At 65.7% G+C, this 25,143-nt stretch carries 24 protein-coding genes; 7 read left to right on the top strand and 17 right to left on the bottom strand.

The annotated features are described in order from the left end of the window. Window positions 1-6 precede the first annotated feature (6 nt). Genes A9D12_RS10980 through A9D12_RS10970 form a run of 3 tightly spaced genes read right to left on the bottom strand, consistent with a single transcriptional unit; the run spans window position 7 to window position 3,004 of the window. Window positions 7-897 (bottom strand): tyrosine recombinase, encoded by an 891-nt coding sequence (locus tag A9D12_RS10980; RefSeq protein WP_068351806.1) that lies wholly within the window; start codon window positions 895-897, stop codon window positions 7-9. Beyond that, the gene (locus A9D12_RS10975) at window positions 897-2,816 is read right to left on the bottom strand and encodes a hypothetical protein (protein WP_231889607.1); all 1,920 of its coding nucleotides are present in this window, start codon (window positions 2,814-2,816) and stop codon (window positions 897-899) included. Before A9D12_RS10975 ends, A9D12_RS10980 begins: the two co-directional genes overlap by 1 nt. After that, the gene (locus A9D12_RS10970; RefSeq protein ID WP_068351803.1) at window positions 2,813-3,004 is read right to left on the bottom strand and encodes a hypothetical protein; all 192 of its coding nucleotides are present in this window, start codon (window positions 3,002-3,004) and stop codon (window positions 2,813-2,815) included. The genes A9D12_RS10975 and A9D12_RS10970 overlap by 4 nt, the downstream gene beginning before the upstream one ends. A 38-nt stretch (window positions 3,005-3,042) precedes the next feature. On the opposite strand from A9D12_RS10970, the gene A9D12_RS10965 reads away from it, so the two are divergent. From A9D12_RS10965 to A9D12_RS10955, 3 genes are read left to right on the top strand one after another with little or no spacing between them, the layout of a single operon-like run. Next, entirely contained in the window at window positions 3,043-3,612 is a 570-nt protein-coding gene (locus A9D12_RS10965) for a shikimate kinase (RefSeq protein WP_068351802.1), read from the top strand. After that, entirely contained in the window at window positions 3,603-4,733 is a 1,131-nt protein-coding gene (aroB, locus tag A9D12_RS10960; RefSeq protein ID WP_068351800.1) for a 3-dehydroquinate synthase, read from the top strand. The genes A9D12_RS10965 and aroB overlap by 10 nt, the downstream gene beginning before the upstream one ends. 32 nt (window positions 4,734-4,765) lie before the next feature. Next, entirely contained in the window at window positions 4,766-5,188 is a 423-nt protein-coding gene (locus A9D12_RS10955) for a GNAT family N-acetyltransferase (RefSeq protein WP_068354335.1), read from the top strand. An 11-nt stretch (window positions 5,189-5,199) separates the two neighbouring features. Here the strand turns inward: A9D12_RS10955 and A9D12_RS10950 are convergent, their stop codons facing one another. From A9D12_RS10950 to A9D12_RS10905, 10 genes are all read right to left on the bottom strand, one after another. Further along, complete coding sequence (locus A9D12_RS10950) at window positions 5,200-5,481, bottom strand: hypothetical protein (protein ID WP_068354332.1); 282 nt, start codon at window positions 5,479-5,481, stop codon at window positions 5,200-5,202. A 513-nt stretch (window positions 5,482-5,994) separates the two neighbouring features. Then, a complete protein-coding gene (locus A9D12_RS10945; protein ID WP_068351799.1) occupies window positions 5,995-8,049 on the bottom strand; it encodes an acetyl-CoA carboxylase biotin carboxylase subunit in 2,055 nt (684 codons plus the stop codon). Window positions 8,050-8,141: 92 nt separating this feature from the next. Further along, window positions 8,142-8,606 (bottom strand): hypothetical protein, encoded by a 465-nt coding sequence (locus A9D12_RS10940; protein WP_068351796.1) that lies wholly within the window; start codon window positions 8,604-8,606, stop codon window positions 8,142-8,144. Window positions 8,607-8,752: 146 nt separating this feature from the next. Further along, window positions 8,753-9,772 (bottom strand): biotin synthase BioB, encoded by a 1,020-nt coding sequence (bioB, locus tag A9D12_RS10935; RefSeq protein ID WP_068351794.1) that lies wholly within the window; start codon window positions 9,770-9,772, stop codon window positions 8,753-8,755. Beyond that, complete coding sequence (locus tag A9D12_RS10930; RefSeq protein WP_156522868.1) at window positions 9,769-10,020, bottom strand: hypothetical protein; 252 nt, start codon at window positions 10,018-10,020, stop codon at window positions 9,769-9,771. The genes bioB and A9D12_RS10930 overlap by 4 nt, the downstream gene beginning before the upstream one ends. A 122-nt stretch (window positions 10,021-10,142) precedes the next feature. Beyond that, window positions 10,143-12,296, bottom strand: a complete 2,154-nt coding sequence (gene scpA / locus A9D12_RS10925; RefSeq protein WP_068351790.1) for a methylmalonyl-CoA mutase — start codon at window positions 12,294-12,296, stop codon at window positions 10,143-10,145. Between the two features lie 25 nt (window positions 12,297-12,321). Beyond that, complete coding sequence (locus A9D12_RS10920) at window positions 12,322-13,107, bottom strand: enoyl-CoA hydratase-related protein (protein WP_068351787.1); 786 nt, start codon at window positions 13,105-13,107, stop codon at window positions 12,322-12,324. A gap of 21 nt (window positions 13,108-13,128) precedes the next feature. Further along, complete coding sequence (gene mce, locus A9D12_RS10915) at window positions 13,129-13,581, bottom strand: methylmalonyl-CoA epimerase (RefSeq protein ID WP_068351785.1); 453 nt, start codon at window positions 13,579-13,581, stop codon at window positions 13,129-13,131. A gap of 81 nt (window positions 13,582-13,662) precedes the next feature. Further along, a complete protein-coding gene (locus A9D12_RS10910) occupies window positions 13,663-13,956 on the bottom strand; it encodes a GIY-YIG nuclease family protein (RefSeq protein ID WP_068351784.1) in 294 nt (97 codons plus the stop codon). Window positions 13,957-14,057: 101 nt separating this feature from the next. Beyond that, the gene (locus A9D12_RS10905) at window positions 14,058-15,590 is read right to left on the bottom strand and encodes an acyl-CoA carboxylase subunit beta (RefSeq protein WP_068351781.1); all 1,533 of its coding nucleotides are present in this window, start codon (window positions 15,588-15,590) and stop codon (window positions 14,058-14,060) included. Window positions 15,591-15,684: 94 nt separating this feature from the next. On the opposite strand from A9D12_RS10905, the gene A9D12_RS10900 reads away from it, so the two are divergent. Beyond that, window positions 15,685-16,788 carry an NAD(P)/FAD-dependent oxidoreductase gene (locus A9D12_RS10900; protein WP_068351779.1) on the top strand — a complete coding sequence of 368 codons (1,104 nt, stop codon included), beginning with the start codon at window positions 15,685-15,687 and terminating at the stop codon, window positions 16,786-16,788. Here A9D12_RS10900 and A9D12_RS10895 read toward each other — a convergent pair. From A9D12_RS10895 to pgi, 4 genes are all read right to left on the bottom strand, one after another. Beyond that, entirely contained in the window at window positions 16,785-17,507 is a 723-nt protein-coding gene (locus A9D12_RS10895; protein WP_068351777.1) for an SDR family oxidoreductase, read from the bottom strand. The two genes, A9D12_RS10900 and A9D12_RS10895, sit on opposite strands and share 4 nt — an antisense overlap. Window positions 17,508-17,521: 14 nt before the next feature. Further along, window positions 17,522-18,874, bottom strand: a complete 1,353-nt coding sequence (gene gorA, locus A9D12_RS10890; protein ID WP_068351775.1) for a glutathione-disulfide reductase — start codon at window positions 18,872-18,874, stop codon at window positions 17,522-17,524. 146 nt (window positions 18,875-19,020) lie between these two features. After that, window positions 19,021-20,580: a DEAD/DEAH box helicase gene (locus tag A9D12_RS10885; RefSeq protein WP_068351773.1), complete on the bottom strand. Its 1,560-nt coding sequence runs from the start codon at window positions 20,578-20,580 to the stop codon at window positions 19,021-19,023. A gap of 245 nt (window positions 20,581-20,825) precedes the next feature. Continuing rightward, window positions 20,826-22,379 (bottom strand): glucose-6-phosphate isomerase, encoded by a 1,554-nt coding sequence (gene pgi / locus A9D12_RS10880; RefSeq protein ID WP_068351771.1) that lies wholly within the window; start codon window positions 22,377-22,379, stop codon window positions 20,826-20,828. Window positions 22,380-22,428: 49 nt separating this feature from the next. Between pgi and lepB the strand changes: the two genes are divergently transcribed. The 3 genes from lepB (at window position 22,429) to era (ending at window position 25,054) form a co-directional block, all read left to right on the top strand. After that, on the top strand, window positions 22,429-23,265 hold the full coding sequence (gene lepB / locus A9D12_RS10875) for a signal peptidase I (RefSeq protein ID WP_068351769.1): 837 nt from the start codon (window positions 22,429-22,431) through the stop codon (window positions 23,263-23,265). After that, on the top strand, window positions 23,262-23,951 hold the full coding sequence (rnc, locus tag A9D12_RS10870; protein WP_068351768.1) for a ribonuclease III: 690 nt from the start codon (window positions 23,262-23,264) through the stop codon (window positions 23,949-23,951). The genes lepB and rnc overlap by 4 nt, the downstream gene beginning before the upstream one ends. Before the next feature lie 158 nt (window positions 23,952-24,109). Next, window positions 24,110-25,054 (top strand): GTPase Era, encoded by a 945-nt coding sequence (gene era, locus A9D12_RS10865; RefSeq protein ID WP_068354329.1) that lies wholly within the window; start codon window positions 24,110-24,112, stop codon window positions 25,052-25,054. The last annotated feature ends 89 nt before the right edge of the window (window positions 25,055-25,143 follow it).

The following is a 25,143-nucleotide window of genomic DNA, read 5'->3' as shown; positions in this document are numbered from 1 at the left end:
AGCGGGCTAGTCGGATGCGCGCGATGTTGCAAGCGGATGACACGAATTGACCAGAGCAATCAGCCGTGACGGCTCGACATGGGTGTAAATCTGGGTCGTTGATATGTCGGCATGGCCGAGCAATGTCTGGAGCACGCGCAGATCCGCCCCGCCTTCGAGGAGGTGCGTGGCAAAGGCGTGGCGCAGCACATGCGGGCTGATCGCGGCAGGATCGAGCCCCGCCCGTCCAGCCAGCGCCTTGACCAGCTGGAACAGCCTGACGCGCGAAAGATGGGGCTCCTTGCCGCGCGAGGGAAACAGATAGCGCGACGGCGGCACTGCCGGGCGCAGCGCCAGCCAGCGGCCCAGCGCCGCGGTTGCGCGCGCGCCGACCGGGACCAGACGGGTGGCCCCGCCCTTTCCTGTCACGGTGATGAAGGGTGCATCGCGCGGCACTGCGGCAAGCGGCAAGCCGACCAGCTCCGTGGCGCGCAGACCCGATCCGTAAAGCAGTTCGATCAGCGCCAGCAGCCTTACCGCTGCCGGCTCGCCGCTCTCCGCCTCGTCCTCCGCACGTGCAAACAGCGCGGTGATCGCATCGTGGCTCATCACCTTGGGTAGCGGGCGGCGGGTGCGCGGCGCAGGCAATGCGCCCGAGGGATCATCGGCGCGCCAGCCTTCGTCAGCAGCGAAACCAAAGAACTGGCGCAGCGCCGACGCCTTGCGTGCGGCGCTCGACGGGGCAAGATCGGCCCAAACCCGGGCAAGCCCCGCCACCGCATCGCGCGGCGCATCGGCAAGATCGCCGATGGCCTCTTCGGCCTGTTCGAGGTCGCGGCGATAGGCCGCCAGCGTGTTGCGCGCGGCACCGCGCTCGGTCGCCAGCATCGCCAGAAACGCCTCTGTCGCGGCGGACATCAGCCGCGGGCAACCGCCTCGGCCGCGATCATCCGCGCCTCGCCTTCAAGCCCGACACGGTTCAGGGCCGAGGTGATGTGATAGAGATGCAGCGGGGTCATCTGCGACCAGCTTGTCCCCTGCATGCCAAGACCTGCCAGCAAGACCACCAGGGCCGGGTTGCCGACCTGCGCCGCGCGGTCGATCGCGCCGCTCCACCGGGTGCGGCGCGAAAGGTCGAAGCCCTTGTCGCTGGCGATCGAGGCCGCATCGTCCATCCCCAGCCGGCCAAGCCCCGCAAGACCCGCGACCAGAAAGGCCGATTTGCGCGCCTTGTCGCTCGTATCGCCATCGATGAAACCTTCGACCGCGCCTTGCGACACCTCGGTGACACGCGGATCGGACAGCGCGATCAGCGCCCAGCCCAGCGAACCTTCCTCGACCACCCCGGCCCAGCGCACGGCATTGGCATCAAGCCCGGCAGAGAGCATGGCGGCGATCAGATCACCCGATGCTGTCACATGCGCGGCGTCCGCGCGGATGCGCGCCGCGGCATAGGCCGTCATCACCCGTGCACCATACCCGTCACCGCCGCCAAGTTTGGCACCATCTGCCCACAACCGCTGCATCGCTGCAATCCGCGCCGCCGGATCGGCTGCCAGATAGGCTTCGCGCAAGGCCGAAGCATGGGCCTGCGGATCGCCGCTGGCCGCCGAATCGGCATAGACCTCGGAATAGATGTCGATCATCGCATCGGCCGACAGGATACCTTCGCTGGCCGCTTGCCCGGCAAAGGCTGCACGTTGCAGCGCAGGGAGCATCGGCAGCACCGCGCCCGATCGCGCATAATAGCCGCCGTCCGGCTGCTTCATCGCCGCGGCGAGCAGGCCGTCGGGCAGGGGTTCGCCGACTGCGCTCGCCAAGCCGAATCGCCACGGATTGAGGTCGTCGACCCCGTTCCACTCGATCTGCACACCGCGTTGCCCGCGCCCGGCAGCGCCCGCAAACCGCCGCGCAAGGAGAACGTCGATGCGCGGCGCCGCGCCGCGGAACAGCGCGCGGTCAAGCTTGGTCGCTGCGAGCGCGTTTTCGCCGGCATAGGCGCTGCAAACTGCGGTCCACATCTGCCACTGTCCGTCGTCGCGCTGTGAACCCTGCTGGCGCACCGCCGGACACGCCCCGGTGATATCGCCGCTCGCCAGATAGGCGGTCAGCGCTTCCTGCGTCAGCGCGGGCGACCAGCGGGCGGTGTCTACATCCTGCACCACCGCGCGGGCGACCGCATATTCGCCGATCCGGTTGAGCACGCCGACCCGCAACGCGGCAAATTCGACCGGGTCCATGCTCAGCGGCGCGGCCATACGGCTGGCCAGCGCGCGGCGCATGAGGATGTGTCCCCAGCGCGACACCATCGGCGCCTGCGTGCCCTGCAGCACCGCGCGCACCAGCTTGTCCGACTGGTTGGCCAGTGCGCCGGGCGGTAGCCCGCCCTCGTCCGCGGCCATCACCCCCACCCGCGTCAGCGCACGTTGCGCGCCGGCAGGCATGTCCGATTTGGGCCTCAGTCCGAGCAACGTGTCGAGCTCTTCGGTCGACATGGCCTCAAGCTCGGCAAGACTGGGAAGCCGCGACAGATCATCGCGGCTGATCGCGGGGAGCGGCGGCAGGCTTTGGGGCTGCGGCGATCCCGACACGTCCGGTGCCGCGCCGGGGACAGGCGCCTGAGCCCCCGCTTGCGGCGCTGCGGGAGAGCGCGGACCGGCCGATGGCGAAGGGGCCGGCGCAGGGGCTGGATCGTCGAACCCGGGCGGAAGCAGCGATTCGGGCCGGTTCTGGGCGAAAGCAAGCCCGGCCAGTCCTGCCGCGCCCAAGGCCCCGGCAAGGCCGATCGCGATCATGCTCGCGCCAAGCCTCACCCGTTTGCGGCGCTGCATCGTCATTGCCCCTGCTCCGGCAGCGTGATTTCCTCGGCAATCGGGCGCAGCGGTTCCTCGCCCCCTTCGAACCATGCCAGCGCGATCACCACCACCGCGCCAAGCCCCAGCACCCACGGCCAGCGCCGTGCACGGACAGGGGCCGGTTGCTCAAAGCCGGACGGGGTCAGTCGCGGGTGCCGCTCGTTTGCCATATTGCGCGTGCCCTAGCCCATCTATAGGCGTTCCGGCAATGTCCGCTGCATGCCCTTCCCCGCAAGATCGCGATGTTGCCGCGATCGCCGCGCGCATCACGCGTCCCGTGGTGCTGGTGGGGCTGATGGGGGTCGGCAAATCGACCGTGGGACGCAAGCTTGCGATGATGCTGGGCCGCGATTTCGTCGACGCCGATGACGCCATCGTCGAGGCCGCACAGCGTTCGATCCCCGAAATTTTCGCGACCTTCGGCGAGGCCTATTTCCGCGACGGCGAACGGCGCGTGATCGCCCGGCTGATCGACGAAGGGCACGGCGTGATCGCGACCGGCGGCGGCGCATTCGTCGACCCTGCCACCCGCCAGCGCGTGCTCGACCGGGCAATCGCGGTGTGGATCGATTGCGACACCGATACGCTGGTCGAACGCACATCGCGCCGGCCGACGCGCCCGCTGCTTCAGCAAGGCGATCCGCACGCGATCCTGTCGCGGCTCGCGGCCGAACGCGCGCCCTTCTACGCCGAAGCGCCGATCCGGGTGTTCAGCGAGAACGGCCCCCACGCCGACACCGCGCGCGCGATAATCGAGGCGATCGACCAATGGCTGTAAGCAGCGTTGCCCCCATCCGTGTCGCCCTTGGCGGACGCTCGTATGACATTCATATCGGCGATCGCTTGCTGGACGAGGCGATGAGCCATGCTCGCCGCTTCATCGCGCCGTATGGCGACCGCCCAGTTCCGGTGGTTGCCGACATCAACGCCCGCCATCACCATGGCGCGCGTCTAGCCGATTCGCTCGCAGCCGAAGGGTTCAGCATCGCCTGGTTCGATGTGGCCCCGGGCGAAGGATCGAAAAGCTGGGCCGAGCTTGAGCGGCTGACCGACTGGCTGCTTTCGCTGGGCGTCACCCGCAAGGATCACGTGTTCGCGCTTGGCGGCGGCGTAGTGGGCGATCTGGTCGGGTTTGCCTGTGCGATCACCAAGCGCGGGTGCGGGTTTGTGCAACTGCCGACCACGCTGCTCGCGCAGGTCGATTCCTCGGTCGGCGGCAAGACCGCGATTAACACGCGCGCGGGCAAAAACCTGATCGGAGCCTTCCACCAGCCCTCACTCGTGTTGATCGATACGCAGACGCTGGCGACACTCCCGCAGCGCGAAATGCGTTCCGGATTTGCCGAGGTGCTGAAATATGGCCTGCTCGGCGATGCAGAATTTTTCGCCTGGCTGGAAAGCAATGGAAACAACGTTCTGGCGCGCGAACCTGCCGCGCTTCATTATGCGATTAGCTCCAGCGTCGCGATGAAGGCACGCATCGTTGCCGCCGACGAACGCGAAACCGAAGATCGCCGCGCACTGCTCAATCTCGGGCACACATTCGGCCACGCGCTGGAGGCGGAAACGGGCTTTTCGGACAAGCTACTCCATGGCGAGGGGGTTGCCTTGGGCATGGTGCTTGCCGCGCGATATTCCGCGCGCCGCGGGGAGATTGCGCAGGCGGATGCCGAGCGCGCCGCCTCCGCGATCGCAGCAGCAGGGCTGCCCGCCGCGCTCGCGCCGCTAGGGATGGCGTGCACCGGCGCGGATCTGGTCGAGCACATGCGGCACGACAAGAAGGCCGAAGGCGCGACTTTGCCTTTCCTGCTGCTGCGCGCAATTGGTGAGGCCTATGTTGCGCGCGATGTCGATCTTGCTGATATCGCGGCATTTCTTGATGAGGAACTGGCACGGTGAAGGTTGCGCTGGCGGACCTTTCCGACAGCCAAGTGATCGCGCTGATCACCTATCACCAGCAGCAGATGATCGCCGGATCGCCCCCAGGTCACAGCTTCGCGCTCGACCTGTCGGGGCTGCGCGCCGAGGGTGTCACCGTCTGGGCAGTCCATCGCGAAGGCGTGGTCGCGGCCATCGGTGCACTGCATCGCTTCGACAAAAACCTTGGCGAAATCAAGTCGATGCGAACGCATCCTGAGCATCTGCGACAAGGTTGCGCAGCCGCACTGCTCGATACGATCATTGCCCATGCACGTGCCACGGGACTGACCCGGCTCAGTCTCGAAACCGGCAGCGGCGACGCCTTCGAGCCCGCACTCGCGCTGTATCGCAGCCGCGGGTTCGAGAACGGCCCCGCCTTTGCCGATTACACCTTGAGCCCCTTCAACCAATGCCTGCATTTAAGCATTGATTGAAAACGACTTACTTAGTGCGATGGGCGAAGATGCAAGGGTGTAACCTTGCCGGCCGCATCCTCGATCCGTGCCGCTTTCAAGGCCGCTTCCTCACCCAGCATCCGGTCGTGCTCGGCGAACAATTGTTCAATCTCGCTGCGCCGTTCGAGCAGCATGTTGGCGATGCCCGGTGCCAGACTTTCGCCATCGCCGATCTTGCCCAGCAGTGCCGCGAGATCGCTTACGGTCGCATCGTGCGGCGATTTGTAGAAATTGCCCTTGCGGTCGAAATATCCTGTACCCGTATGTGCCATGATCAAATCCTCCCACTAAGATTCAATCCACCGCGCGGGGAATTCCGCGATTCGGCATCATCAACATGACGTATGAGGGTCGGCGTAGGACAGTGGGTTAAGCACGATTCGACCGAAAATTGATGTTTTGACGCAAAACTACAACAGTTTTTGAATTTATATTGCGCTTCCGTGCAATTTACTTTGCGGAATTTCGCCCTGTCGATGCTGCGGCGCAGCGTGCAAACGCGCGCCAGCCTCGGAAAGTTGGAAGTGTCGGCGCATGTTGCACCGCGCAAAACGCCGCCAAAACCAGCCTGACGCGGCGCGAAACCGGGCAAGCGGGGGTCTGAAGGGGGTCAGGACGGGGTAGAATGGTCGGCCGATCGGGCGACACAGCGCGCCCTCCTCCGACCTTGTAGGAACCGCGCAGACCGGTTCCGACATAAGATCAGCCCGCCGCCCGCCGCGATCCTACAGCCGGGCCCCACAGACCCGGCCGACCGTCCTACAGATGCTTGCAGCGCTGCGGCTCTATTCGAGTTCGAGGATCACCGCATCGACTGCCAGGCTCTCGCCTTCGGCAGCGTTGATCTTGGCGATCACGCCTTCCTTTTCGGCGCGCAGGATGTTCTCCATCTTCATCGCCTCGACCGTGGCGAGCGGTTGGCCGGGCTGCACCGTCTCGCCCTCGGCAACGTGCAGCTTCACCAGCATTCCGGGCATCGGGCAGATCAGGAAGCGCGACAGATCGGGCGGCACCTTTTCGAGCATCAGCCGCTCATGCTGTGCCAGCCGCAGCGGCAGCACCAGCGCGCTATGCGCTGCGCCGCGGGTGGTGATCTTCCAGCGATTGCCGATCCGCTCGACGATCAGACCCAGATGCTGCGTCGCACCCTCGCCCACCTTGCCGGTGGCTTCGGCCTGCACCATGCCCGGAAGCCAGCTGCAGGTGCCATCGACGCGCACGCCATCGACGATCGCGTGGCCTTCGCCCAACCGCACTTCGAAGCGTTCATCGCCCAGCTTCACCAGCCATTCGCTGGTAACGGACAGCGGGCCATCGAGCTGCCCGCTGATCCGGCGGCTGCGGGCTTGCAGCGTGAATTCGTTGCCCGCACACACCGCGGCCAGAATGCGCTTCATCTCGTCGCCGGTGGCCGCGCCGTGGAAGCCTTCGGGATATTCCTCGGCGATGAAGCCGGTGGTCAGCTCGCCCGAACGGAAGCGCGGGTGCTGCATGATCGCGCTGAGGAAATCGACGTTGTGGCCCAGCCCCTTGATCCGGAACTTGTCCAATGCCTCGATCTGCAGGTCGGCTGCCGCATCGCGCGTGGGCGCCCAGGTGATCAGCTTGGCGATCATCGGATCGTAGAAGCGCGAGACCTCGCCGCCTTCGTAAACCCCGTCATCGACCCGCACCGAGCCTGCGCCATGCGCAACCCCGCGGCGCGCCTTGCCCGCGACCGTCTCGTCCTCGACCCAGCCGGCGATCGGCGGGCTGTAATGCACCAGCCGGCCGGTGCTCGGCAGGAACCCGCGATAGGGGTCTTCGGCATAGACGCGGTTCTCGATCGACCAGCCGTCGATCCCGATATCGTCCTGCGTCATCGCGAGGCGCTCGCCCGCCGCGACGCGGATCATCTGCTCGACCAGATCGATCCCGGTGATCGCTTCGGTGACGGGGTGTTCGACCTGAAGCCGGGTGTTCATTTCGAGGAAGTAGAAGCTTTCGCCGCTCGGGTCCGCGCCGCTGACGATCAGCTCGACCGTGCCCGCGCTGTAGTATCCCACTGCGCGCGCCAGCGCGACGCATTGCTCGCCCATCGCCTTGCGCATTTTCGGCGTGACGAAGGGGGACGGCGCTTCCTCGACCACCTTCTGGTGGCGGCGCTGGATCGAGCATTCGCGCTCGTTCAGGTAGAGGATGTTGCCGTGCTGGTCGCCGAGGATCTGGATTTCGATGTGGCGCGGGTTGAGGATGAACTTCTCGATGAAGACGCGGTCATCGCCGAAGGAGTTCAATCCTTCGCGCTTCACGCTTTCAAAGCCTTCGCGCACATCGGCTTCGGAATAGGCAAGGCGCATGCCCTTGCCCCCGCCGCCTGCCGACGCTTTCATCATCACCGGATAGCCGATCTCGTTCGAGATGCGCACCGCGTGCTCGGTATCCTCGATCTCGCCGACGAAGCCCGGAACCACGTTGACCCCGGCCTGCATCGCAAGCTTCTTGCTCTCGATCTTGTCGCCCATCGCCGCGATCGCGCCCACCGGCGGGCCGATGAAGGCTATGTTTTCCTTCGCCAGCGCTTCGGCAAAGCTCGTGCGCTCGGACAGGAAGCCGTAGCCCGGATGCACCGCTTCGGCCCCGGTCTGCTTGGCCGCGGCAATGATCTTGTCCGCGACCAGATAGGATTCCGCCGCGGGCGAGGCACCGATATGCACCGCTTCATCCGCCATCGCGACGAAGGGCGCGCGGGCATCGGCATCGGAATAGACCGCGACGGTCTTGATCCCCATCCGCCGCGCGGTGGTGATGACCCGGCAGGCGATTTCGCCGCGGTTGGCAATCAGGATTTTCGAAAACAAGGCAAAACCTCCGGGGGCGGTCAACGCATGAAAACGCCTATGCCGCCCCCGGGGCTACCGATCAACCTGACAGATTTGGGGCGCGACCGGGATCAGTGATCGCTGTGCGCATGGCCCACTTCGGTGACGGTCATCGCAATCAGCGAATCGAATTCGGCAATGATCTTTTCCGCCGCTTCCTTGCTGCCGGCGAGCTTGATCATCTGCTCCATCCACTTGGCATCCTCGGGCGTGCCGCGCTTGGCCATGTCGCCCGGCCCGCCCTTCATCGGGAAAATGTAGATGACATCCCATTGCCCGGTTTCCATGTGGATGCCGTGGGCCCCGCTATCGACGCCCGAGGCGGCGTCGGCCTTGGCGAAGTAGTTCTTGATGATCTCCAGCCCGCGGTCGCGCTTGCCCGCGTGGAACCGGGTCATCGCCACCCGCGCCCAGGTGAGATTTTCCGCGGCCGGTGCAGCGGTATCCTGCGCCTGCACGCCCGCAGGCGCGGCGATCGCTGCCAGCGCAAGTGCGCCCGCAGCGGCCGAAAGCTTTGCTTTTGAGAATTTCCCCATGATGCATTCTCCCCCCAGATGAACGCGACCCAAGGAGGACTATGCGCCGAAACGCCGGGCCCCACAAGTCCAGCGTTTCGTAGCGTCAAACAGTCGGGGGGATGGCCCCGCCGCGCGCATTTTTGCAGCGCGCGACGGGAATTGGGTTACTCCGCGGGCTCTGCGACCTTGCAGGCGCGGGCGGGTTCTTCTCCCTTCAGCGCGGTGAGGCCCAGTTTGGCAAACAGCGCGCCGTCGCTGTCGTCGCCCGCATTGGGCGCGGTGAGCAGCTTGTCGCCGGTGAAGATCGAGTTGGCACCGGCGAGGAAGCACAGGGCCTGCGTGGCCTCGGACATGGACTCGCGCCCAGCCGAGAGCCGCACCATCGAGCGCGGCATGGTGATCCGCGCGACCGCTACGGTGCGGACGAATTCGATGTCGTCGATTTTTGCCAGCGGCGTGTCGGCTAGCATGTTGCCCAGCACCGTGCCCTTGACCGGCACCAGCGCGTTGACCGGCACGCTTTCGGGATGCTGCGGCAGCGTGGCGAGCGTGTGGACGAAGCCCACCCGGTCCTCGCGCGTCTCGCCCATCCCGACGATCCCGCCGGAGCACACATTGATCCCGGCCTTGCGGACATGGTCCAGCGTATCTAGCCGGCACTGGAAATCGCGGGTGGAGATGACGCGCTCGTAATACTCAGGGCTGCTGTCGATATTGTGGTTGTAATAATCGAGCCCCGCCTCGGCCAGCTGTGCAGCCTGATGCGGTTCGAGCATCCCCAGCGTCATGCAGGTCTCCAGACCCATGTCGCGTACCCCCTTCACGATCTCCACGATCGCGGGCATATCGCGGTCCTTGGGATTGCGCCACGCCGCGCCCATGCAGAAGCGTTGCGAGCCCGCATCCTTCGCCTGCGCCGCGCGCTGGAGCACGGCCTGCACGTCCATCAGCTTGGTGGCTTCCACGCCCGAGTCAGCCTTCACCGACTGCGAGCAATAGCCGCAATCCTCCGGGCACCCGCCGGTCTTGATCGACAGAAGCGTGCACAGCTGCACCTCGGTCGCGGGGTGGTATGCGCGGTGGACGCTGGCGGCCTGAAACAGCAGTTCGGTAAACGGCAGGTCGAAGAGGGCCGCGATTTCTGCGCGGGTCCAGTCGGTGCGGGGGTGGGTGGCAGTGGTCACTGATACTCTTTCATAATGGCGCGCCCTCTTCGCAGACCTGCGAAAGTCAGGATCGCGGGAACAACGAAACAGCCGACCCAATACCAGAGAGGTGGAGGACAGTCTGGATCAGGTTTGCTCAGTTCGGCGGCGTTCTCGCAGAAGCCCATTTGCGAGAACAGGAGCATTGGCAAGTTAAAGGCGATGAGCCAGCACACGCTTCCCAAGGCGACGAGTGCGACGACAGCGAGGATGCGCATCCATTTCAATATCCGCCTCCTACGTCATTGCGAGGAGCCGAAGACGACGTGGCAATCCAGTGACTGCCTTTCGCTCTTGGTGCAACGTTCGAAGCTGGATTGCTTCGCTCCGCTCGCAATGGGGTTAGCGCCTACTCCGCCGCCTCGTCCAGCCCCTCGCCCAAGGGCGGCATGTTGTGGCCGAGCAAGACCAGAATATCCGCCGCACACTCCACCACGTTGGAGCCGGGGCCGTAAATCCCCTGCACCCCTGCCTCGCGCAGGTAGTCATAGTCCTGCGGCGGGATCACGCCGCCTGCCGTCACCTTGATATCCCCGCGACCGGCTTCGCGCAGGAGGCGGATCAGTTCGGGGATGAGCGTCTTGTGGCCCGCGGCAAGGCTCGACGCGCCGACCACGTCGACGTCATGCTCCAGCGCCATCGCGGCCGATTCCTGCGGGGTCTGGAACAGCGGGCCGGAGATCACCTCGAAGCCCATGTCGCCGAAGGCGCTCGCGATCACGTTGGCGCCGCGGTCGTGGCCGTCCTGGCCCATCTTGGCGATCATGATGCGGGGGCGGCGACCCAGGCGGCGGCCCACGGCTTCCACGCCGTCGGTCACCTGCGCCCAGCGACGGTCGAATTCGTAGGCGCTCTTGTAGACGCCCGTGACCGGTGCCGGGGTGGCATCGTGGCGGCCGAAGACCTCTTCCATCGCCGAGGAAATCTCGCCCAGCGTCGCATCATGGCGCGCGGCTTCCACCGCCAGCGCCAGCAGGTTTGCGCCCGACTTGCAGCCCTCGGTCAGAGCGCTGAGCGCGGCGCGGCAGGCGACCTCGTCGCGCCCCTCGCGCACCTTGGCGAGGCGGGCGATCTGGCCTGCGCGCACCTTCTGGTTGTCGACCTCCAGCGTCTCGAGCGCGTCTTCCTGTTCCTTGCGGTATTTGTTGACGCCGACGATCACCGTCTCGCCCTTGTCGACCTTGGTCTGCTTTTCCGCCGCCGCGCGCTCGATCGCGGCCTTGGGCGCGCCGGTGGCGACGAAGGCGGTCATGCCGCCTGCCGCGTCGACCTGTTCGATCAGTTTCCACGCCTCGTCGACGAGGGTGGCAGTCAAAGCCTCGATGTAGTGCGAGCCGCCGAGCGGATCGACGACGCTCGTGATCCCGCTTTCCTCCTGTAGCACCAGCTGGGTGTTGCGGGCGATGCGGGCGCTGAAATCGGTGGGGAGCGCAATCGCCTCGTCGAGCGCATTGGTGTGGAGCGACTGCGTGCCGCCCAGCACCGCCGCCATCGCTTCGACCGTGGTGCGGATGACGTTGTTGTAGGGGTCCTGTTCCTGCAAGCTCACACCGCTGGTCTGGCAGTGGGTGCGCAGCATCTTGGAGCGTTCGTCCTTCGCCCCCAGCCCGTCCATCACCCGCCACCAGAGCGTGCGAGCGGCGCGCAGCTTGGCGATCTCCATGAAGAAGTTCATGCCGATGCCGAAGAAGAAGCTGAGGCGGCCGGCGAAGGCGTCGATGTCGAGCCCGGCGCTCATAGCCCGCTGGGCATATTCCTTGCCGTCCGCGATGGTGAAGGCGAGCTCCTGCACCGCGGTCGCCCCGGCCTCGTGCATGTGGTAGCCGCTGATCGAAATGCTGTTGAATTTTGGCATGTTGGCCGAGGTGTATGCGATGATGTCGGAGATGATCCGCATCGAAGGCTCGGGCGGGTAGATATAGGTGTTGCGGACCATGAACTCCTTGAGGATGTCGTTCTGGATGGTCCCGTCGAGCTTGTCCTGCGAGACGCCCTGACGTTCGGCGGCGACGATGAAGAAGGCCAGCACGGGGATGACCGCGCCGTTCATCGTCATCGACACGCTCATGGAATCGAGCGGGATCTGGTCGAACAGGATCTGCATGTCCGCAACCGTGTCGATCGCCACCCCCGCCTTGCCGACATCGCCGACCACGCGCGGGTGATCGGAATCGTAACCGCGGTGGGTGGCAAGGTCGAAGGCGACCGACAGGCCCTTCTGCCCCATCGCCAGATTGCGGCGATAGAAGGCGTTGGATTCCTCGGCGGTGGAGAAGCCCGCATATTGGCGGATCGTCCACGGGCGGCCCGCATACATCGATGCCTTCACACCCCGCGTGAAAGGCGCGAAACCGGGGAGGCCCGGATTGAAGCCTGCGTGATCTTCCGCGGTGTAGAGCGGCTTGATCGCAAAGCCTTCGGGCGTTTGCCAGGTGAGGTCGCGGCCCTTCACTTCCTTTTCGGCAAGGGCGTTCCAGTGGTCGAGCGTGGGTTTGTCGGTCATGTCACATTCCATTGCGGCGCGGCAATCAGGCGCCCTTAAATTCGGCTTTCCGCTTCTGGAGGAAGGCCATCCCGCCCTCCATCGCGTCCGCGCTCGCGCCCGCGACGCGCTGGCCTTCCGCCTCGGCGAGCAGCACCATCTGCAGGTTCTGGTCGAGCGCGACTGCGATGTTGCGCTTCATCGTGGCGTAGGCCACCGTCGGCCCGTTCGCGAGGCGTTCGGCCAGCGCGCGGGCTTCGGTCATCAGGTCGGCATCCTCGACGCACTTGTAGACGAGGCCCCATTCCTCGGCTTGGCTCCCGCTGATCTTCTCGCCCAACATCATCATCCGCGTCGCGCGCGCGCGGCCGATCGCGCGGGTGAGCAGCCAGGTCGAGCCGCCATCGGGAACGAGGCCGATATTGACGAAGGCTTGCAGGAAATAGGCGCTCTTGGCGGCGATGGTGAAGTCCGCCGCCAATGCGAGGCTGCACCCGACGCCCGCGGCGGGGCCGTTGACCGCGCAGATCACCGGCACATTCGCGCGCAGCAATTGGCTGATTGCCGGGTTGTAGTGATTGATCAGCGCCTCGTGGCTGCCCCCCTTGCTGCCCAGCGCGCTGCCTTCCCCGCGCGCGGAAAGGTCCGCGCCCGAACAGAAGCCCTTGCCCTCGCCCGTGATCAGCACCGCGCGCGCATCACCGAGGTCGTAGAACGCCTGGCCCAGTTCGTCCGCCATCTGCGGCGGCATGGCATTGAGCCGCTCGGGACGGTTCAGCGTGATGGTGAGCAGCGGGCCTTCGCGGGTAACGCGGATGGTTTCGTAGGACATTTCTCTCTCCCGTAGGTAGCGTCAGTTCGACCAGTGCGCGTCTTCGCGCGGGGTCTCCATGATCTCGGTAAGCATCCCGCCCATGTCCTTGGGATGGACGAAAAAGATAGGCGTGCCGTGCGCGCCGATGCGCGTGGGGCCGAGGATGCGCTTGCCTTGTCCCTCGAATTCGGTGCGCGCCTCGGCGATGTCGGGCACCTCGAAGCACAGGTGATGCTGCCCGCCCAAGGGGTTCTTGGCGAGGAAGCCGGCAAGGGTGGAGTTCTCCCCCAGCGGCTCGATCAGCTCGATCTGGGTGCCGTTCATCGCGCCATCGGCGCCGGGCGTGTCGACGAAGCAGACCTTCACGCCCTGCTCCTCAAGGTCGAACGGGGTGTGGATTTTCGTCGCGCCCATGACGTCGCGGTAGAACGCGATCGAGTCGGCGATGGAGGGCGTGGCGACTCCGATGTGGTTTAGCCGTCCGAGTTTCATGAATTCCCTTCCTCATTCGTCATTGCGAGGCGACGCAGTCGCCGCGGCAATCCAGAGCGGCTCGCGATGACGGTTGCAGGTTCACTGTGCAATTTCCTCAAACAGGTCACGCCAAGTGGAGTTGTCAGCTTCAATCAGAGCCAGCTTCGCCTTCCGGTTACCAGCCTTGATCTGCTTCTCACGCATTATCGCACTTTCCATCGTTTCGTGCCGCTCAAACCAAACCAGCAATTTGCATCCGTATCGCTTGGTGAACCCCTGGACGATGCCATCGCGGTGTTGCCACGCGCGGCCGGGCAAGTCGGACGTGACGCCCACATAAATTGTTCCGTTCCGCCTGCTTGCCATGATGTAGACAGCCGGAACCTTCGTCATTGAGAGATACCGCAGGCACCGCGGCAATCCATAGCGTCTTGCGGGTCGCTCTGGATTGCTTCGCTACGCTCGCAATGACGAGAAGAAGGCAACAGAGTTCCTCACAACGGAATATTGTCATGCTTCTTCCACGGGTTCTCCAAGCTCTTCGTCCGCAGCTTCCTTAGCCCCAGCGCGATCCGGCGGCGGGTCGAGTGCGGGTGGATCACCTCGTCGATATAGCCGCGCTGCGCCGCCACGAAGGGGTTGGCGAAGCGGTCTTCGTATTCCTTGGTCTTCTCGGCGATCTTCTCCGCATCGCCGCGGTCCTGCCGGAAGATGATCTCCACCGCGCCCTTCGCGCCCATCACCGCGATTTCCGCCGTGGGCCAGGCGTAGTTCAAGTCGCCGCGCAGGTGCTTGGAGGCCATCACGTCATAGGCCCCGCCATAGGCCTTGCGGGTGATGACGGTGATCTTGGGGACGGTCGCCTCTGCATAGGCGAAGAGCAGCTTGGCGCCATGCTTGATGATCCCGCCCAGCTCCTGCGCGGTGCCGGGGAGGAAGCCGGGGACGTCGACGAAGGTGACGATCGGGATTTCGAACGCATCGCAGAAGCGCACGAAGCGCGCGGCTTTCTTCGAAGAATTGATGTCGAGCACGCCCGCCAGCACCATCGGCTGGTTCGCCACCACGCCCACGGTGCGCCCCTCCACCCGGCCGAAACCGCAGATGATGTTGCCCGCATGGGCCGGCTGGATCTCGAAGAAATCGCCCTCGTCCAGCACCTTGGTGATGACCTCGTGCATGTCATAGGGCTGGTTGGCATTGTCGGGGATCAGCGTGTCGAGGCTCATGTCGAGCCTATCCCACGCATCGCCGGTGGGAAGCACCGGGGCCTCGTCACGGTTCGACAAGGGCAGGAAGTCCATGAACCGGCGGGTCGCCAGCAGCGCCTCGACATCGTTCTCGTAGGCGAGGTCGGCGACACTGGTCTTGGTGGTGTGCGTGATTGCGCCGCCCAGTTCTTCCTGCGTCACCACCTCGTTGGTGACGGTCTTCACCACGTCCGGGCCGGTGACGAACATGTAGCTAGAATCCTTCACCATGAAGATGAAGTCGGTCATCGCGGGTGAGTAAACCGCCCCGCCCGCGCACGGCCCCATGATGAGGCTGATCTGCGGCACCACGCCGCTGGCCAGCACGTTGCGCTGGAACACCTCGGCATAGCCGCCGAGGCTCGCCACGCCTTCCTGAATGCGCGCCCCGCCCGAATCGTTCAACCCGATCACCGGCGCGCCGACCTTCATCGCGGTGTCCATGATCTTGCAGATCTTCTCGGCATGGCGTTTCGACAGCGAGCCGCCGAAGACGGTGAAGTCCTGGCTGAAGACATAGACCAGCCGCCCGTTGATGGTGCCGCTGCCGGTGACCACCCCGTCACCCGGGATCTTCTGGTCCTCCATCCCGAAATCGACGCAGTCATGTTCGACATAGGTGTCGACTTCCTCAAAGCTGCCTTCGTCGAGCAGCACGTCGAGCCGTTCGCGCGCGGTCAGCTTGCCCTTGGCGTGCTGGGCATCGATCCGCTTCTGGCCGCCGCCAAGGCGGGCGGCTTCGCGGCGACGTTCCATTTCGGCAATGTTGGCGGACAAGGGACTTCCTCTCGTGATGACTTATCGCACGCGGTGCGTTGCCTTAGCGCGTGCGGGGCGTCAACGTGGCAAAAGTGGCGGGAGCTTTGGCGCGATGGAAACGGCGTGGGTGGTGGTGATCGGCGGCGGGATCGCGGGACTGTCGGTCGCTGCGCGCCTCGCACCGCGTGTGCGTGTGGTGGTGCTGGAGGCCGAAAGCGCGCCCGGCTATCACGCGTCGGGCCGCTCGGTCGCCTTTGCGCATTATGGCCTCGGCAATGGGCCGGTGCGCGATCTGACCGCGCTGAGCATGGGGGAGCTTGTCGCGCATGGCAGCGTGCATCCGGCGCTGCATATCGCGAGCGAAGCGCAGACCGGGTTGCTCGATGATCTGGAGGCGGTGCACCACCATTATGGCTGCGATTACACACGTGTCGGCGCGGCGGGCGCACAGGCGCTGATGCCGGCCTTGCGCGAAGATGCCTGCCTCGCCGCGCTGGTCGATCACGGGTCGCTGAAGCTCGATACCCACGCGATGCTGCAAGCCCATGTCGCCACCTTGCGCGAACACAACGGCAAGCTGGTCACAGGCGCGCGGGTCCACACGATCGAAAGAGACGGCGATAGCTGGCGGATCGGAACGTCCAAGGGCACTTTCGGCGCGGCCATCGTCGTCAATGCTGCGGGCGCATGGGCGGACGAGATCGCGCGATTGGCAGGCGCTGCGCCCATCGGTATCGCGCCGCGCCGCCGCACCGTGATTTCCTTCGCCGCGCCCGAGGGCAAAGACGTCAGCCGCTGGCCCTTTACCAAGACCGTGGGCGAAGGCTTCTACATCCTCCCCGAAGGCCGCGGGCAATTGCTGGCGTCATCCATGGATGAAGGGGCAAGCGACCCTTGCGATGCCGCTCCCGAAGAACTCGACAAGGCGGTTGCCGCCGACCGCGTCGAGCAGGCGACCACGCTTGCGATCCGCCGGATCGGTCACGCCTGGGCGGGCCTCAGAAGCTTTGCCCCCGACGAACTCCCCGTCATTGGTGAAGCGGCCGGCGCGCGCGGGTTCTTCTGGTGTGCCGGCCAAGGCGGCGCAGGCTTCCAGACTTCGCCCGCGCTGTCGCGGATCGCCGCCGCCGCGGTGCTGGGAGAGCCTTTCCCCGAGGACTGCGCAGCAGCCGGCCTCTCGGCGGCGTTCTTTTCGCCTGCGCGCCTCGGGCCCTAGAACCGCAGCGTCATCCGCCGGGCGAGCGAAGGCGCGATCGATTCCATCACCCGCAAGGCGCGGGTCATGCCGATATTCGCCTCGTCGCGGCCCTCTTCGATCGCGGCGATGATCTGCGCCGCGCACTCGGCGGCAGGCATCTTCTTCATCGGGTTGCCATCGTTCATCTGCGTGTCGACCACCGGCGGCAGCGCCTCGATCACCTTGATCGCGGTGCCCTTGAGCTGTTCGCGCAGCGCCAGCGTGTAGAACCGCAGGCCCGCCTTCGTCGCGCAATAGACCGGCTGGCGCGCAGCAGGGGCGACCGCGAGGCCGCTGGTGACATTGACGATCGTCGCCTCGGGCCGCGCGCGCAGGTTCGGCATCAGCGCGGTGATCAGCCGCACCGGGGCGGACAGGTTGGCATAGATGCAATCATCCGCGTCCTGCGGATCGGGCGCATCTTTGCGAAAATCGTGATCGACCAATTGACCCGCATTGTTGATGAGAATGTCGATCGCTTGCCCTTCGACCGCGGCAATCAGCGCGTCGACCCCTGCGGCATGGGAAAGGTCGGCGGCTATCGTCTTGAACCCTTGCGCTTCCATCGCCGCCAGCCGCGTGCGATCGCGGCCCGTCAGGATCACCGCCGCGCCCTTGGCCTGCAACTGCCGCGCGATCTCGCGTCCGATCCCGGCGCTGCCGCCAGTCAGCAGCACGACCTTGCCCGCTACGTTCATCGCCCCTCGCTCCCCTATTTGAACAGGACCAGTTCTTCGGCCATCGTCGGATGGATCGCGACCGTCGCATCGAAATCGGCCTTGGTCAGCCCGGCCTTCACCGCGATCGCGGCGGCCTGCATGATTTCGGGCGCTTCGGGGCCGATCATGTGGATGCCCACGATCCGGCCCGACGAGGAATCGACGATCATCTTGTAAAGGCTGCGCTCGTTCCGCCCGGCGACCACGTTCTTCATCGGGCGGAAGTCCGACTGATAGACCGCGATATTGCCGATCGCATCGCGCGCTTCGCTTTCGGTCATGCCTACTGCGGCGATCGGCGGATGGCTGAACACCGCCGAGGGCACGCAGGAATGGTCGACCGCATAGGGTTCGCCCGGGCCGAAGGTGCTGTCGGCAAAGGCCTGGCCTTCGCGAATCGCGACCGGCGTCAATTGCACGCGGTCGGTGACATCGCCCACGGCGTGGATGTGGTCAACGCTGGTGCGGCTGAAGGCATCGACGATGATTTCGCCGCGCGCGCCCAGTTCGACGCCGACAGTCTCAAGCCCCAGCCCTTCGACATTGGGAACGCGGCCCGTCGCCACCATCACCGCATCGTAAACGCATGGCTCCTGCCCCGTCAGCTTGACCAGCAGCGTGCCGTCCTCCTGCTTCTCGATGCTCTCGAACTCGGCATGGAACAGGAAGTTGATGCCCTTGACGATCGAGATCTGGAGCAGCCGGTCGCGCAGCGCCGCATCATAGGAGCGCAGGATCGTGTCCGAGCGGTTGGCGATCGTCACCTTGCAGCCGAATTCGTTGAAGATCCCGGCAAATTCATTGGCGATGTATCCGCCGCCCGCGATCAGGATGCGCGGGGGGAGTTCGTCGAGGTGGAACGCCTCGTTCGAGGTGATGACATGTTCGCTGCCCGGGAAGGTCGGCACGAAGGGCCGTGCGCCGGTGGCGATCAAAATGTGCTTCGCTGTAAATTTCTGCCCATCGGCGAGCATGATCTCGTGCGGGCCGGTGATCACCGCGCGCTGGTTGAAGATCGTGACGTCGTTGTTGCCCAGCGTCTGGCCATACAGCCCTTCGAGCCGGGTGACATCGGTCTGCACCGCATCGCGCAGCGCCTTCCAGTCGAAACGCTTGCCTTCGATTGTCCAGCCGAACGCGCGGGCATCGACCAGATCCTCGGCGAAGTGCGCGCCGTAGACGAGCATCTTCTTGGGCACGCAGCCGCGGATGACGCAGGTGCCGCCGACACGGTATTCCTCGGCCACGGCGACGCGCGCACCGTGGGCAGCGGCAACGCGGCTGGCGCGCACCCCGCCCGAACCTGCGCCAATCGTGAAGAGGTCGAAATCATATTCGTCGGCCATGCATCGCTCCGCTCGCTAACGGGACGCATATGGCGGCGCTATGCAGGCGCGGCAACCGCGAGAGCGCGGCTGGCGCGGATTTCGGGCAAACAAAAGGCGGAAGGCTTGCCGCCCCCCGCCGTTCGTTTGTTCAATAATGCCTGCGATCAGACGCTGGCTGCGCGCGGACGCCCGCCGCCGCCGCCGCCGGGACGACCGCGGCCGCGGTTGCCACCGCCGCCATTGCCGCCACCATTGCCCCCGGGACGACCGCCGCTGCCGGGCGAACGACGATCACCGCCGCCGCCATTGCCGCCGGACCGGCCCTGCCCATGCGCTTGCTGCGGCTTGCGATCGCCTTGCGGACGACGCTCACCCTGCGGAGCACCGCGGCGTTCGCCCTGCGGTGCGCTGCGGCGCTCGCCCTCGCCACGGCGACCTTCGCCCTGCTGCGGACGGCGATCCCCGCCGCCGCGCGCTTCGCCCTGCGGCTTGCGCTGGCCGAGCGGGCGCGGCTGCACGCGCTTCATCGGCACGCGCGGCGCGGGCTTGGTCGGGCCTTCGCCTTCGACCACGGCACGGAAATTGTCGGGCAGCGGCAGCCGTTCAAGCTCGGCTCCCGTCACCTTGCGGATGTCCTTGAGGTATGCGCGTTCGTCCTCTGCGCAGAAGGCGATCGCGATCCCGTCACGCCCGGCGCGCGCGGTGCGGCCGATGCGGTGGACATATTGTTCGGGAACGTTGGGCAGTTCGTAATTGATGACGTGGCTGACGCCCGGAATATCGATCCCGCGCGCGGCAACGTCCGTGGCAATCAGCACCGGCACGCGTGCCTTGCGGAACTCGTCGAGCGCGCGCTGGCGCTGCGGCTGCGACTTGTTGCCGTGGATCGCGTTGGCGGGGATGCCCGCCTGCTCCAGCTTCTTCACCACGCGGTCCGCGCCGTGCTTGGTGCGGGTGAAGATCAGCACGCGTTCGAATTCGCCCGGCACCTCGTGGCGGCGCTGCAGGATCATCGTGAGAAGGCTCAGCTTCTCGTCCTGCTGCACCATGAAGAGATACTGGTCGATCCGTTCGGCGGTGGTGCTTTCGGGCGTCACCGAAACCTGGACAGGGTTGTTGCAATAACCGCTTACCAGCTCCTTGATCGCCTTGGGCATGGTGGCGCTGAAGAACAGCGTCTGGCGATCCTTGGGCGCCAGTTCGCGGATCTTGCGCAGCGCGTGGATGAAGCCGAGATCGAGCATCTGGTCCGCTTCGTCAAGGACGAGGACTTCGATCCCATTGAGGTTGAATGCCTTCTGGTCGATCAGATCGAGGAGACGGCCCGGCGTTGCCACCAGAATATCGGTGCCGCGGTGCAGCTTGTTGCGGTCCTTGCCCACGCTGGTGCCGCCGACAATCGACTGCACCTTGAGGCCCGCAAGCGCGCCGTAATCCTTGGCGCTGTCGGCAATCTGCACGGCCAGTTCGCGCGTGGGTGCAAGCACCAGCATGCGGCAGGATTTGAACGGGATCTGCTTGTCGGCTTCGCGCAACCGGTCGATGCTGGGGAGCATGAACGCGGCGGTCTTGCCGGTGCCGGTCTGCGCGATGCCGAGCAGGTCGCGGCCCTTCAATACGGGGGGAATCGCCTGTTCCTGGATCGGGGTGGGCGTGTTGTAACCCTTGAGGTCAAGGGCCTGGAGCACGGGCTGCGACAGCCCGAGGTCAGCAAAAGTCGTCATGGTAGAATGCACTCGCATAATATCTGCGACGCGCGCTGGGCGGCCCGGCACGCAATGCGTCAACGGGCACGCCACGCGCGGCGCGGGGGTTGAAACCGCCCGCGTGAAAAGGGAAGTCTTGGGGGTAGAACCGAGGCGCGGCCGGGGCGGATATCTGTTGGGCATCCGCCGCTTCACGCATGGCTAGCGCGCTTCGATGGCGGCCATGTGGGCGCGGGCTGCGCGAAAGTCAATCTTTTCCCGCGTTACCCCAACCCCGCCGCCGCCATCAGCGCCTTGGTCGAGGCGTCGAAATCCCCCTCGCCGCTTTCGATCTGCTTGGCGATCGCCTTGCCCAGTTCGACGCCGAACTGGTCGAAGGGGTTGATGCCCATCAGCACCGCATTGGCAAAGGTGCGGTGTTCGTGGAACGCGATTAGCGCGCCGAGCGCCGCCGCATCGCAATCATCGACGAGGAAGGTGGTCGAGGGCCGATCCCCCGGATAGGCACGCGCCGGATCGTCCGAGGTCTTGCCCGCCATCAGCGCTGCGCCCTGCGCAAGGCAGTTCATCAGCAGGATGCGGTGGTGCGCGGGATCGAGATCGTCGCCCGGCGCGATGCTGGCGATGAAATCGACCGGGATCAGGTGCGTGCCCTGATGGAGCAGCTGGAACACCGCGTGCTGCGCGTCCGTCCCCACCCCGCCCCATGTCACCGCCGCGGTCGGCCCGTCGACAGGGGCGCCGCCTTGCGTGACCGATTTGCCGTTCGATTCCATTTCGAGCTGCTGGAGATAATCGGGCAGCAGCTTCAGCCGTTCGTCATAGGCGAAGACCGCGCGGGTCTGGCAGCCCTTGAGGCGCGTGTAATACTGGTCGGCAAAGGCGGCGAGCAGCGGGGCATTGGCACGCGCGTTCGTGTCGCGGAAATGGTCGTCCACCGCCTTGGCGCCGGCAAGCATGTGCGCAAATTCATCCATCCCCACCGCCAGCGCGACGGGGAAGCCGATGCTAGAAAACAGCGAATAGCGCCCGCCCACGCTTTCGGGGAACGGCAGCACGCGGGTTTCGTCCACGCCCCATTCGACCGCCTTCTCGGGCGCGGCGGTCAGCGCGATCACCCGCCCGCCCGGGTCTTCGACGCCGTTGTCGGCGAGCCATTTCAGCGCGCTCGCCGCATTGGTCATCGTCTCGGTGGTGGTGAAGGTTTTCGATGCCAGCGCGATCAGCGTGGTCGCGGGATCGCAGGCGCGGAATGCCGCTTCCAGTGCCAGCCCGTCGATGTTCGAGACGACATGGACATCGACCAGCGCCAGATCGCGGGTCAGCGCGTCGATCGCGAGCGCGGGGCCGAGCGCCGATCCGCCGATGCCGATCGCGATGCAATGCTTGATCTCGCCCAGCGCGCCTTCGTGGATCGCCTCGAGCAGCATCCCCATCCGCGCGAGCAACGCCTCGGCCTCCTCGACCGCCGCAGGCGTGCCGCTGCCGCGCAGCGCGCCGTGGGTCGCGGCGCGGCCTTCGGTGGTGTTGACGATTCCGCCGCCGAACAAGGCCTCGCGCGCCGCATCAAAACCCGCCGCATCGGCCAGCGCCTCGAACGCGGTGAGCGTATCCTCGCCCAGATGCGTCTTGGAAAAATCGATCAGCATGCCCGCTTGCGCATCGCTCTGGCCGCCGGGCGCGGCGGGCCATGCGATGTGCCGGGTCATCGCCTGGGGCCGCTGCGCATCGGCGGCGAACAGGTCGGCCAGGCTGTGCTGCGGCAGACCGCGCAAGGCTGTCCATGCCGCCGTCATCGCTTCGCCCGATCCGCTCATTACCGTTCCCCTTTGCGCAAGTGTGAGGAGCCGAGTAAGGGCATGGACGATGGATGCAAAGACCCAATCGCTTGGCACCGGCCAGCCCGACGCAGTCCAGCCCCGTTCGGGCGACAGCTGGGGCAGCTTTGCGTGGTTTATCATCAAGCTGTTAGTCGTGGTGCTGGCCTTCCGGGTATTCGTATTCTCGCCCTTTTCGATCCCGTCGGAAAGCATGCTGCCGCGGCTGATGAACGGCGACTACCTGCTCGCGTCGAAATGGCCCTATGGCTTTTCGCGCCGGTCGCTGCCGTTCGATTTCGACCTGCCCGAAGGGCGGCTGCTGCCCGGCACGCCGGAACGCGGCGATATCGTGATCTTCAAGCATCCGGTCGACGGGCGCGATTACATCAAGCGCGTGATTGGCCTGCCGGGCGACCGTGTGGCGGTGGTGAGCGGACAGGTGGTGCTCAACGGCGTGCGGCTGCGCCAGGTGCCGATTGGCGATGCGCTGGTGCCGCTTTCTCCCAATACGGGCTGCGCATGGGGCGGCGAAGCGGGACGCATCCCGGGCGGCACCGAGGCGTGCCGATACCGCGCGTCGCGCGAAACGCTGCCCGGCGGGCGCAGCTACCGCGTGATCGATTTCGGGCGCACCCCGGCCGATAACTACCCCGAACGCACTGTCCCCGAAGGCGCGCTGTTCCTGATGGGCGACAACCGCGACAATTCGCTCGACAGCCGCTTTCCTGCCGCCGCAGGCGAAGGCGTGGGACTGGTCGCGCAAGACCTGCTGGTCGGCCGCGCGGAGGTGATCGTCTGGTCGACCGATGGCAGCGCGGACTGGCTCAAACCCTGGACCTGGTTCTCGGCCGCGCGCTGGGACCGTATCGGAGACCGCCTGTGACCGCCGCGCTTGCCCCCGACACCCGCGCCTGGCTGACCGCGCAGGGCTTTGCGCCCGCGGCTGACGCGGTCTGGCTGGAGGCGCTGACGCATGGCAGCTTCAACGGATCGGGCAGCGCCGATGCGGCCGATTACCAGCGGCTCGAATTCCTTGGCGACCGGGTGCTGGGCCTGTCGGTCGCGGCGTGGCTGTTCCGTGCGGGCGATGCGCCTGAAGGCAAGCTGTCGCAGCGCCTCAATGCGCTGGTCAGCGGCGCCACTTGTGCGCGGATCGCACGCTCCATCGGCCTGCCCCCGCATATCCGGCTGGGCAAGCAGGCGCGCGACGATGGCGGATCGGACAGCGACAAGATTTTGGGCGACGTGATGGAGGCGCTGATCGGCGCGTGCTTCATCGAACACGGGTTCGAGGCGGCACAGACGCTGATCTACCGCCTTTGGGCTAGCGAGCTTGAAGGCGATGTCGGCAAGTCGAAGCATCCCAAGAGCGCGCTTCAGGAATGGGCCGCGGGCAACCGGCGGATGACCCCGCTTTATGAAGTCGTCGACCGCTCGGGCCCCGATCATGCCGCGCGTTTTACGGTGCGCGTTTCGGTGCGCAATGTCGGCGCTGCCGAGGCGACCGCTTCGAGCAAGGGCGAGGCGGAAAAACTCGCCGCCAAGGCGTTCCTCGAACAGTTCGGCTGAGCGGCGGGCGGGCTTTGATGTTTCACGTGAAACAGCGCCGCAAACCCTTGGCAAGACGGGGCTGAAAGGGGTCTGGCAGGGGTCTGGAAGGGGTCAGGGGCGGCCCGAACACGTGCTGGGCTTCGACAAACGCGTGCCAAGCGGCTATGGGCGCGGCAATGACCGACATCGAAACCTCTTCCGCCGCCCCTGCCCCCGCCAACACGCGCTGCGGCGTCGTCGCCGTGCTCGGCGCGCCCAATGCAGGCAAATCGACGCTGGTGAACGCGCTGGTCGGACAGAAGGTCGCGATCACCTCGCCCAAGGCGCAAACCACGCGCGCGCGGATGCTCGGGATTGCACTGCACGAACTGGCGGGTGTGCCGACACAGATGATCCTCGTCGACACCCCCGGCATCTTTGCCCCCAAGCGCCGGCTTGACCGCGCGATGGTCAGCGCCGCATGGGAAGGCGCCGAAGCGGCCGATGCGGTGCTGCTGATGGTCGATCCGATCAAGCAGCGCCGCCACGAGCTTGAACCCCTGCTCGAAACGCTGGCAGGCCGGCCCGAACGCAAGATCCTCGTCCTCAACAAGGTCGATCGCGCGAAGAAGGAACCGCTGCTCGCACTTGCGCAGGACCTTGCCGCCAAGGTCGACTTTGCCGAAATCTTCTTCATCTCGGCGCTCAACGGCGACGGGGTTGCCGAACTCAAGGATCACATCGCCGGGATGATGCCGCTGGCTGAATGGATGTATCCCGAAGATCAGGTGTCCGATGCTTCCGAGCGCCTGCTCGCGACCGAGATCACGCGCGAACAGCTCTACCAGCAGCTCCACGAGGAACTGCCCTATGACAGCGCGGTGCGGCCCGAACGCTATGAAGTGCGGCCCGATGGCAGCATCGAGATCCACCAGCAGATCGTCGTCACCCGCGACAACCAGCGCGCGATCGTGCTCGGCAAGGGCGGATCGAAGATCAAGGCGATCGGGGCGGCTGCGCGCGCCGAACTGATGGAGGTGCTGGGCACGAAGGTGCACCTGTTCCTGCACGTCAAGGTTCTGGAAAACTGGGCCGAAGACAAGGAAGTGTTCGAGGAAATCGGGCTCGACTGGGTGCGCTGAACATGCGCCCCTGACAAGGCCGGATCACGCACGCTTGCAACGCCCGCAAACCGGTGCCATCGGGCGCCGGCTCACCCGCGGAGGATGCG

The sequence above is a fragment of the Erythrobacter neustonensis genome, assembly GCF_001663175.1.
GTDB lineage: Bacteria > Pseudomonadota > Alphaproteobacteria > Sphingomonadales > Sphingomonadaceae > Erythrobacter > Erythrobacter neustonensis.
This window is presented reverse-complemented; position numbering and strand designations above follow the sequence as displayed.